This window comes from Acetatifactor sp., from assembly GCF_982438285.1.
This window is the reverse complement of record NZ_CEWDFQ010000088.1, coordinates 1-10,275: the sequence shown is the minus strand read 5'-3', so window position 1 is coordinate 10,275 and position 10,275 is coordinate 1. Positions and strand designations below refer to the sequence as shown.

The following is a 10,275-nucleotide window of genomic DNA, read 5'->3' as shown; positions in this document are numbered from 1 at the left end:
GGATAATATCAGTCCTGCCATCACAGTGATTGCAGAGGATGTAAATCAGGTGGAAACCGTTATCACCAACATAGAAACGGTTCTGGCGGACAGCTATCCCAATGCGGAGTTTACCATTTCCGACGCAGGAAGCAAGATGGAGGCAGCGTCCGCATCCAATGAGACCTTAACCCTTCTTTTGATTTCCATGGCGGTGATTGTTTTTGTGGTGGGCGGTATCGGCATTATGAACGTGCTTTTTGTATCCGTAAAGGAAAGAACCAATGAAATTGGTATCCTGAAGGCACTGGGCTGCTCACGAAAGGACATTCTTTTGGAATTTCTGCTGGAGGCAAGCTGTATCAGCCTGATCGGCGCAGTGGTGGGAGTGCTGCTTTCCCTGGGAATCACGCCTCTTGTGGAGAGCTTTTCCGTGAGAGTGTCTCTTTCCTTAAGCGGAGCCGTACTGTCCTTATTGTTTGGCGTGCTCACAGGAAGTATTTTTGGGTTTTATCCAGCCTACAAGGCGTCCCGTCTGGTTCCTGTGGTGGCGCTGAATCAGGAATAAAGGGGGTATCTTATGGACGAGAAAACCATTATCAGGGAACAGGAGCGTCTGGCCCGTGAGAAAAAGCGCCAGAAAAACCGCAGAAAAAGGAGGCTGGCAGCGGTGGCCGCCGCAGCGCTTTTGATTGGGGCGGCCTGGTATATAGGCTGGGGAAGAAAGATGGAAATACAGCCTGAACAGACAGCCGTGGAGGTGACAGCCCAGTCCGGACAGGAGATCGTATATGCTACCCTTACAGGCGTGAAGGGAAATGAGATCACCTACAGAGAGACTGGGGAGGAAACCGGGCAGCAGGAAGAGGACCAACAGGAAGAGGCCCAGCAGCAGGAGCAGACGGCGCTGATTCCCGTGGGCACAGAGGTGGTTACAAGATTGGGCACCGTTACAACCTTTTCCAGACTGGCTGCGGGGGACAATGTTGCCCTGATTACGCAGGCGGACGGGGAGGACGTTGTCATTGTAAGGGTTTATATTTTGTAGGATATCTGCCAAAGCCACAAAAGCAGGAAACAAAGGGCGGCGCAAAAGGGAGGAAAAATATGAGCATGATTGCAATGAAGGCGATCAATAAGGGATATATGCTGGGGGAGGAAAAGCTTCCTATCTTGAAGAATATCAATTTTTCAGTGGAAAAGGGGGAATATGTGGCTATTTTGGGCCCCTCCGGTTCTGGTAAGACCACGCTGATGAACATTATCGGCTGTATGGATGTGATGGACAGCGGAGAATATTATCTGGATGGAATGGCCATTCATGAGACAGACGAGGAGGCTCTCACAGAGGTGAGAAACCGTAAAATCGGTTTTATTTTTCAAAACTATCAGCTGATTCCCACCTACAATGTGATGCAGAATATCATTATGCCTCTACTGATGCGGGGAATGAATCATAAGGAAGCACAGGAGCAGTGCGAGAACACCATAAAGCTTTTGGGACTGGATCACAGGATTGGGCACAGACCAAGCGAGCTGTCGGGAGGCCAGAAGCAGAGAGTTTCCATCGCAAGGGCCCTGGTGGGAAAGCCTGCCATTCTGCTGGCAGATGAGCCCACCGGAGCCCTGGATCAAAACAGCGGCAGGGACGTGCTTAAGCTGTTTGGGGAGCTGAATGAAATGGGCAATACCATCGTCATGATCACACATGATCTGGGGGTGGCCCAATCAGCCAAAAGAATCGTAAGGATCATCGACGGGCAGCTCTATGAATAGCCTGCCTAAAACTGCCGCCTCTTTAAAATATGGGTGGAAATGAGGCAGGAGAGAGCCATGAAAACCCCGCAGAGAATAAGCACACAGATTCCCAGAACCGGAAGCCCTGCATGAAGAACCTGCTCCAGAAGGGCCGCTGTATCCAGACCCAGCCTTCCACAGAGATATACAGCGCCATAGCCTGCTGCGAACAGGATGCCGAAGGTAAGAAGAAGGGCCACACGGCTTCTTTCCACGCCAAATTTTAAATGTACGGGAATGGACACGGATAAAACCAAAAGGGAAAGAAGCAGGCTTGCAAGGGCGTTCAGGGAAAGCTCCTTTAGCGGAATGGGGACGCCTCTTACCAGCATGGATACCATTTCCAGGGCGGAGGAAAACAGGACTGCCAGCACTGTCCCCAGCATGCCAAACAGATATTTTTCCACCACATAGGTATTGCGGCCAAAAGGCAGCGTAAAGAGAAAGGACATCCCGTTTTCGTATTCGTCATAGGACAGGGTGCTTATGGCCAATATGGTAAATAAGATAGCGGCGTAGCTGATGACGAACAGGGAGTCCTTGTAAATGACCAGAAACAACACACAGAAGCAGAGTATCATCAGCAGAAATTGTTTTTGATTCTTTACTAGTTTATAGTCCTTAATCAATAAACCCTTCAAACCCTTCATAATTTTTCACCTCGAATCATCATAGTAATCACTTCGTCAATGCCGCCCCGTTCTATCACAAGAGAGGGATATTTTTTCAGATAAAACTGCTTTTGATCCGTCAGAAGGCAGAAGCCGTAAGCCTCCCTTGATCTGCGCAGAAGATGGGACTGGTCTAAAGAAGCGTATTGCTCCGGCGTCACCTTCAAAATGGCGTAATCGCTTAACAGCACATCCGTCTCCTCATGCAGGAGAATTTTCCCCTGATCAATCAGATACACATCATCGCACAGTCCCTCCAGATCGCTGGAAATATGGGAGCTGATCAAAATGGAGCGGTCCTCCTGCTCCATATATTCTCTGAGCATTTGCAGGAGGCTGTCTCTTGCCAGTACGTCCAGTCCGGCGGTGGGCTCATCTAAAATCAAAAGCTGTGGGTTGTGGGATATGGCTGCCAGTACCTTCAGCTTGGCCTTCGTGCCGGAGGAAAACTCCTTTATTTTTTTGTCCAGCGGCAGTCCCAGCTTCTGGCAGTTTTCCTGAAAATTCTGCACGGAAAACTCCTCATAGAAATTTTTCAGGACTGGAATCAGGTCTCCCACGGTCAGGTATCCGCAAAAGCCTGAGTCGGAAAGCACCGCCCCTATTTTTTCCATGTCCTGGGCAGTCAGCTGGCCGGAGGGCTTTCCCAATACCGTCAGGGTTCCGCTGTCGATAGAAATTAAATTCAGTACAGCCTTAAAGGCGGTGGTCTTTCCGGCGCCGTTTGGCCCGATCAGTCCGGTGATACGGCCTGGCTTCACCTCCATGGTGCAGTGCATGGTAAAATTTCCGTAGGTCTTTTTTACATTTTCAAAAGAAATCATACTTCCTGATCCTCCAAAATGAGATGGAACAATTCCGTAAGCTCACTGCCGCTCATTCCATAGGCTTTCCCCTTACGGACAGCAGCCTCCAGATCCCTTTCCACTTCCTTCTTTCTTTCCTCCTCCATCAGACCCTGGCCATTGCAGGCCACAAAGCTTCCCTTTCCGTGCACGGTGATGATGAAGCCTTCCTCCTCCAGAGCATCATAGGCTTTTTTTACGGTCAGGGCACTGACCTTTAAATCCTTTGCCAGGGTACGGACGGAAGCAAGGGGCTGTTGTTCCTTCAGATCTCCCTGCAGAATCATCTGCTTGATCTGTGAAACAATCTGCTCATAGATGGGCTGCATGGAGGAATTATTAATAATTAAATTCATGGCGCCACTCCTTTGTACAAACAGTATATAACAGCATATAACTGTTGTCAACTGTTTTATACTGTTTGTTCAGAATAATTTTTGAGGGAAAGGGAACAGTAAAGCTGATGAAAAATATTTGCTTCAGCTTTGAGAACGGAGGAAATCATGGAAAACAAGCGTCCTTTCGGACTTCGGGATAAATTGGGCTATCTTTTCGGCGATTTTGGAAATGACTTCAGCTTTATCTTTGCCAGCAGCTATCTCATGGTATTTTATACCAAGGTGCTGGGACTGAGCGGCTTTGCGGTGGGACTTTTGTTTTTGGCTGCCAGGGTGGTGGACGCCTTCACCGATGTGACCATGGGACGGATTGTGGATACCATGGAGCCGGCAAAGGATGGGCGGTTCCGCCCCTGGATCCGGAGAATGTGCGTTCCCGTAGCTGTGGCCAGCACCATTATGTATGTGTATGTGGTCCGGGATTGGCCCTACGGCGCAAAAATGACATATGTGGTAATCACTTATCTTTTGTGGAGCAGCTTCTGCTATACCGCCATCAATATACCTTACGGCTCCATGGCCTCAGTGATCAGTGCGGATGCGGGGGAGAGAGCCTCTCTTTCCACCTACCGCAGTCTGGGAGCCAGCCTTGCCAGTCTGGTCATCGGGGTGCTGGTTCCTTTGTTTATCTATGAGACGGATGATGCAGGAAACCAGATTGTGATTCCCGTGAGGTTCACTCTCACTGCGGTGATATTCGGAGTGCTTTCCGTGATCTGTTATGTGCTCTGCTACATGCTGTGCAGGGAGAGGGTGACCTTTGCCAAAAAGGAGGAAGAGAAAAAAGAGGGGATAGGAGCCCTTTTGAAAAGTCTGGCAAAAAACAGGCCTCTTTTGGCGGTGGTGTGTTCCGCGTTGATTCTTTTGCTTGCCACTTTACTGGCACAGACCATGAACAATTATTTATTTTTAGATTATTTCAAAAACGCCAGGGCAGTGTCCGTGCTGAATCTGGTCAGCATCGGAGGAATGCTTCTGCTTGCCCCTTTTATCTCCAAAATCACCACAAACTACGGAAAAAAGGAGGCGGGAGCCTTTGGCATGCTCTTGGCGGGCATCGTTTATCTGTTGATTTTCTTTTTGCGCATCAGGAGCATCCCGGTATTTACCTTGCTGGTATTTTTCGGAATGCTGGGTACGGGGCTGTTTAACATGATTACCTGGGCTTTTATCACAGATATTATTGATTATCAGGAGGTGGCCACCGGAAAGCGGGAGGACGGCACTGTGTATGCGGTGTATTCCTTTGCAAGGAAGCTGGGGCAGGCTCTGGCGGGCGGTGTGGGCGGCTTTGCCCTGACGGCCATCGGCTATGTGTCCGAGGCTCCGGCCCAGACTGCGGAGGTTTCAGACAGAATCTATTCAGTGGCAACTCTGATACCGGGAATCTGCTATCTTTTGATTTTTCTGATCATGCAGTTTTGGTATCCTCTTGGGAAAAAGGAGGTGGAGGAAAACGCCGCCGCCTTGCGGGAAAAGAGAAACAGGGAATCCTTGTAAGAAAGCAGGAAAAAGAAAATGGGTTTTGACAAAAAAGCGCCTGGAGCAGGCGCAGAGGTTTATTGTACCCTGGAGCCGGGGAAGGCCATATTGGAATGGAAGCTTTGTGTGACAGAGGAAGTGCCGGGAGCGTTTTTCAGGATTCTGGTCTATGACAAAAAGGATATGCTGGTTTTGGAGGGAAGGCAGTGTGTGGGGGAGGAAGAGCTGCTTCGAACCTTGCTGCTGCATCCTCATCTATGGCGGGGACCGGAGGATGCGTATCTTTACCGGGCGGAAATCTTTCTGGTGGGACCTGGGGAAAGGGGAGTGCTGGACAAAATTTCCTTTTGGTTTCCCATTCGAAGCTTTCGGGAGGTTTTGGGAAAAGGCTGGTATCTCAACGGGGAGCCCTTTTGCCGTAAGACGGTGCGGTATGAGGCAGCCTGCTCCAGAGAGGAAGCACAAAAGGAGCTTTCTCTTTTTGTGCAGATGGGAGCTAATACGGTAAGCATTGAAAGCCCGGGGAAGCAGCCCTCCTTCTTTTATGAGCTCTGCGAAGAGCTGGGACTTGTGGTGTGGGTGCTTGGAAAAGGAGAGGAAGCAAAGGCCCATATGCTTTTACAGGGAGGCATCCCAACAGCGCTTTTTTACCGCTATAAGGCCCGCTGGAGCACAGAACCCTTTGTCTACATCAGTCTGGAGAGCCTAAGGCGGGAGAAGGACGGCAATTTTTCCATTACGGTTTACAGCAGCCAGAAGAAGGCAGCCTTGTATGTGGACGGAGTGCTCTTTGAATTCCAGTCCGGCCAGGGGGAATTTATCTTCCGGGAAATTCCTTTTTCCCGGCTGTTTTTGTGCCTCACCGCCGAGGCCGGGGAATGTACCATGTCCCTGACAGTTCACAAAACTTTCACAAAGGCTTCACTTTTCCATGACAATTACCCCCTAGAATGTTCTTCATGAAATACTACATCCGGGAGGCAGAAAATGATTGAAGTATCAAATCTCACAAAAAAATATGGCGATCATATAGCCGTAGATCACCTCTCTTTTCGGGTAGAAAAGGGGCAGATTTACGGTTTTCTTGGGCCCAATGGCGCCGGAAAGACCACCACAATGAATATTCTTACAGGTTATCTGGCGGCTACGGAGGGCACTGTGACCATAGATGGCAGGGATATTCAGAAGGAACCGGAGGCGGCCAAGAGAAATATTGGGTATCTGCCGGAGCTGCCGCCTCTATACACGGAAATGACAGTGCAGGAGTATCTGGACTTTGCGGCGGAGCTGAAGAAGGTTCCCAAAAAGGAGCGGGCAAAGCAGATCGGTGAGGTCATGGAAATGACCCAGATTACGGATATGAAAAACCGTCTGATTAAGAACCTTTCTAAGGGCTATCGCCAGAGGGTGGGGCTTGCCCAGGCAATTTTAGGGTATCCCGAGGTTATTATTCTGGATGAGCCCACGGTGGGACTGGACCCCAAACAGATCATAGAGATCCGGGATTTAATCCGCAGGCTTGGAGAAAACCATACCATTATTTTAAGCTCTCACATCTTGTCCGAGGTCAGCGCCGTATGCGACCATATCATGATCATAGCCCACGGTAAGCTGGTGGCCAGCGATTCGCCGGATGGGCTGCAGCGGCTTATGAGCGGAGCCATGGAGCTTAAGCTTATGGTTAAGGGAGATGAGAAGCGGCTGCAGGAAGCCTTGGCTCAGGTTGCAAATGTAGACCATATGGAACAGCTGGAAGCACAGAAGGACGGCTGCGTAAGGATAAAAATTGTTTCCAAGGAAAATACGGATATCAGAGAGGAAGTATTTTATGCGCTGGCGGACGCCAGACTTCCCATTATGGAAATGACCCACCTTGAGAAGTCGCTGGAGGATATTTTCCTGGAGCTGACGGAGGATGCGAAGGCCTCGGAGCCGGAAAAAAAGCGGCTGTTTGCAGGAAAAGGCCGCCCGAAGCGCAAAAAAGAGGAACCAAAAGAGGATATAGAAGAGAACCAGAAACAAGAAGCAGACGCTGCGTCCGAAGCACAAAAGGAGGAGGAATAATATGCTTGCGATTTATAAAAGAGAATTAAAATCCTATTTCCGATCCTTTATCGGTCTGCTGTTTATCGCGGTCACCCTGTTTTTCCTGGGACTGTATTTTACCGTTTATAACCTTTTAAACGGCTACCCCTATTTTGCTTATTCCGTATCCAGCGTGATTTTTCTTTTTATGCTCAGTGTGCCTATCCTGACTATGCGCATTTTGGCGGAGGAAAAGAGAAGCAAAACGGATCAGCTGATTCTCACGGTGCCGGTGTCCGTGGGCGCCGTTGTCATGGGCAAGTTTCTGGCCCTGGTCACGATCTTTTTGATTCCTACGCTGATTGCCTGCGTGTATCCCCTGATCATGGCAAGCTATGGAAGCGTGCCTATGGGAGAGGCCTACCTTTCCATTTTGGCATTTTTCCTGTTTGGAACAGCCTCTATCGCCATCGGCGTGTTTATTTCATCCCTGACGGAAAGCCAGGTGATTGCGGCAGTATTGAGCTTTGCAGTGCTGTTTTTGGGGTATATGATGTCCTCTATCTGCAGCATTATTTCTTCCACGGGAAACCTCCTTACCAGACTGCTTGGCTGCTTTGATATGTATACGCCCTTTGCCAATCTTTTGGAGGGGACGCTGAATATAGGCTCTATTGTATACTTTGTGTCTCTGACAGCGCTGGTGCTGTTTCTCACCGTGCAGTCCATTCAAAAGAGACGCTACAGCGTATCTGTAAAAAATTTAAGCTTCAGCGCATACAGTACAGGAATGATTGCCCTTGCCATCGCCGTTGTGGCAGCAGCCAATCTTGTGATCGGGGAGATGCCTTCCACCTGGACGGCCATTGACCTGACAAGTGAAAAGCTGTATTCCCTGACAGACCAGACAAAGGAATTTGTAAACAATATGCAGGAGGACGTGACCATTTACGTGATCGTAAATGAGGACAATCAGGACACCACCCTGGGGCAGACGCTGCAGCGGTATGACGATCTCTCCGATCATATTACGGTGGAGTATGTGGATCCCACCGTGAACCCCAGATTCCACACCCAGTATACGGACAGCGCCATCTCCATTAACAGCCTGATTGTGGTCAGCGACAAGAGAAACAGGGTGATCGATTACAGCGATATTTATGAAAGCAGCTTTGACTATTCCACCTATACCAGCACCACAACAGGGTATGACGGAGAGGGACAGATCACCAGCGCTTTAGACTACGTGCTTTCCGATGATCTGCCCAAGGTATACCTGACGGAGGGACATGGGGAATACAGTCTAAGCAGCAGCTTTACCGACGCCCTTACCAAGGAAAATGTGGAATATGAGACCATCAATCTAATGGATTATGACACAGTACCCGATGATACGGCCTGCCTGATTATAAACGGGCCCCAGAGCGATCTTTCCGGGGATGATGCCGATAAGGTGATCAGCTATCTGGAAAGCGGCGGAAAGGTTATCCTCATCACAGGCTATACGGGAAGTGAAATGCCAAACCGAGACGCTCTTTTGGAATACATGGGAATGAGCATTGCGGATGGCCTGGTAGTGGAACAGGATCAGAATTATTATTACAGAAGCCCTTATTATCTGCTGCCTGATGTGAGCGCAGATACCTACACCTCCGGAATTTACGGAAACTACTATATTTTTGCTCCCTATTCCCAGGGAATCCTCATTGCAGATGAGGAAGCGGAGGGCATGACCTATACCACCTTCCTGTCCACCTCCGAAAGCGCTTATTCCAAGGTGGATATCACAAATATGGAAAGCTTTGAAAAGAGTGAAGAGGATATCGACGGACCCTTTGGCATAGGCGTGGAAGCCGTCAAAGCCCTGGAGGAGGGGGAAGCAACCATGGTGGCATACAGCTGTGACCAGCTGTTTACCGATGACGCAAATGTTATGGTCAGCGGAGCCAATCAGATGATGTTTGTAAACACAGTGGGCGGCTTTGTGGATCATGAGGTAAGCGTTTCCATTCCCGTGAAGAGCTATCAGGTATCTTATCTGACGGTGAATCAGTCCGACGCAGTGTTAATCGGACTGGTGACCACCATTGTGCTTCCCGTAGGCTGTCTGGCAGCAGGCTTTGTAATCTGGTTTAGAAGGAGAAAACGCTGATGAAGAAACAAAAAATACAGATGCTTGTGCTTTTGGCAATTCTGGTGGTCCTGGCAGCAGGCTTTTTGGGGATCAGACAGTACAATCAGATGCAGAGCGAAGAGCCCCAGGAGGAAACAGGAGTCACTGTTGTGGATATCGCCGTAGAGGATATCGTAAGATTTTCCTACGATTATGAGGATGTGACCTACACCTTTGAAAAGGAGGAGGATACCTGGTATGCGGCGGAGGATCACTCCCTGAATCTGGTGCAGACCAGCGTAAACTCCATGATTACAGACGTGGCGCCGCTGGTTGCTGAGCAGGTTATTGAAAATGTGACAGATATGTCACAGTATGGACTGGCACAGCCCGCCCGCACCATATCCTTTGAGACTGCTTCGGAAAGCTATATTTTCTATGTGGGAGATTTCAACGATGTGTCCAGTGTTTACTATCTGTGCAGGCCGTCGGAGACCACGGTGTATGTGGTTCCGGCGCTGACGGTAAACCGTTTTAACAGAACGCTGGAGGAACTGGTGGAAGAGGAGGAAGAGAGCACGGAGACGGAAACGGCAGAGGAAACCCAAGAGACTGTGGCTGAAACGGAAACGGCCGCAGAAACCCAGGAAACTCTGACTGAAGAATAACAAATTTTAGAGGGCTGTAAAAAGTCAATAATCAAGAACCGCCAGAACCGGCATTTTCCGGAACTGGCGGTTCTGCATTTTAATCTTTTTGCTCTGGGATAAAAAGCAGCTCCGTAACCCCATAAGCAAGAGAAAAGACGGATATCATAATAGCGCAAAGCACGCTGCAGAGGGCATAAGGGATAATAGTTTCAAATACTTCCGGCATTTCCGGCATTTTACCGGCAAGCCAATTTCCCCTGTCCGTTTTTTCCAAGACACATTTTACAGCAAAAAAAAGAAGAATGACAGCAAGTC

The 10,275-nt window shown here is 49.2% G+C and carries 12 protein-coding genes; 8 read left to right on the top strand and 4 right to left on the bottom strand.

Going from position 1 to position 10,275, the window contains the following annotated elements; genetic code table 11:
* The 3 genes from AC1WIP_RS06220 to AC1WIP_RS06210 form a co-directional block, all read left to right on the top strand.
* A partial coding sequence (locus AC1WIP_RS06220) for an ABC transporter permease (protein WP_481141025.1) occupies positions 1-547 on the top strand: 547 nt, incomplete at its 5' end.
* Between the two features lie 12 nt (positions 548-559).
* Positions 560-1,027: a hypothetical protein gene (locus AC1WIP_RS06215; protein WP_481141024.1), complete on the top strand. Its 468-nt coding sequence runs from the start codon at positions 560-562 to the stop codon at positions 1,025-1,027.
* A 65-nt stretch (positions 1,028-1,092) separates the two neighbouring features.
* On the top strand, positions 1,093-1,755 hold the full coding sequence (locus tag AC1WIP_RS06210; RefSeq protein ID WP_481141026.1) for an ABC transporter ATP-binding protein: 663 nt from the start codon (positions 1,093-1,095) through the stop codon (positions 1,753-1,755).
* A gap of 5 nt (positions 1,756-1,760) precedes the next feature.
* Here AC1WIP_RS06210 and AC1WIP_RS06205 read toward each other — a convergent pair whose 3' ends face one another.
* From AC1WIP_RS06205 to AC1WIP_RS06195, 3 genes are read right to left on the bottom strand one after another with little or no spacing between them, the layout of a single operon-like run.
* Complete coding sequence (locus AC1WIP_RS06205) at positions 1,761-2,426, bottom strand: ABC-2 transporter permease (protein ID WP_481141023.1); 666 nt, start codon at positions 2,424-2,426, stop codon at positions 1,761-1,763.
* Complete coding sequence (locus AC1WIP_RS06200) at positions 2,423-3,271, bottom strand: ATP-binding cassette domain-containing protein (protein WP_481141022.1); 849 nt, start codon at positions 3,269-3,271, stop codon at positions 2,423-2,425. Before AC1WIP_RS06200 ends, AC1WIP_RS06205 begins: the two co-directional genes overlap by 4 nt.
* Positions 3,268-3,648, bottom strand: coding sequence for a GntR family transcriptional regulator (locus AC1WIP_RS06195; protein WP_481141021.1), 381 nt, complete (start codon positions 3,646-3,648; stop codon positions 3,268-3,270). The genes AC1WIP_RS06200 and AC1WIP_RS06195 overlap by 4 nt, the downstream gene beginning before the upstream one ends.
* Before the next feature lie 147 nt (positions 3,649-3,795).
* On the opposite strand from AC1WIP_RS06195, the gene AC1WIP_RS06190 reads away from it, so the two are divergent.
* From AC1WIP_RS06190 to AC1WIP_RS06170, 5 genes are read left to right on the top strand one after another with little or no spacing between them, the layout of a single operon-like run.
* Positions 3,796-5,190 (top strand): MFS transporter, encoded by a 1,395-nt coding sequence (locus AC1WIP_RS06190; protein WP_481141019.1) that lies wholly within the window; start codon positions 3,796-3,798, stop codon positions 5,188-5,190.
* 18 nt (positions 5,191-5,208) lie between these two features.
* Positions 5,209-6,135 (top strand): hypothetical protein, encoded by a 927-nt coding sequence (locus tag AC1WIP_RS06185; protein ID WP_481141018.1) that lies wholly within the window; start codon positions 5,209-5,211, stop codon positions 6,133-6,135.
* A gap of 24 nt (positions 6,136-6,159) precedes the next feature.
* On the top strand, positions 6,160-7,236 hold the full coding sequence (locus AC1WIP_RS06180) for an ABC transporter ATP-binding protein (protein WP_481141017.1): 1,077 nt from the start codon (positions 6,160-6,162) through the stop codon (positions 7,234-7,236).
* A gap of 1 nt (position 7,237) precedes the next feature.
* Positions 7,238-9,349 carry an ABC transporter permease gene (locus AC1WIP_RS06175; protein WP_481141016.1) on the top strand — a complete coding sequence of 704 codons (2,112 nt, stop codon included), beginning with the start codon at positions 7,238-7,240 and terminating at the stop codon, positions 9,347-9,349.
* On the top strand, positions 9,349-9,978 hold the full coding sequence (locus AC1WIP_RS06170) for a DUF4340 domain-containing protein (protein ID WP_481141015.1): 630 nt from the start codon (positions 9,349-9,351) through the stop codon (positions 9,976-9,978). The genes AC1WIP_RS06175 and AC1WIP_RS06170 overlap by 1 nt, the downstream gene beginning before the upstream one ends.
* Positions 9,979-10,057: 79 nt before the next feature.
* Here AC1WIP_RS06170 and AC1WIP_RS06165 read toward each other — a convergent pair.
* A partial coding sequence (locus tag AC1WIP_RS06165; protein WP_481141014.1) for a hypothetical protein occupies positions 10,058-10,275 on the bottom strand: 218 nt, incomplete at its 5' end.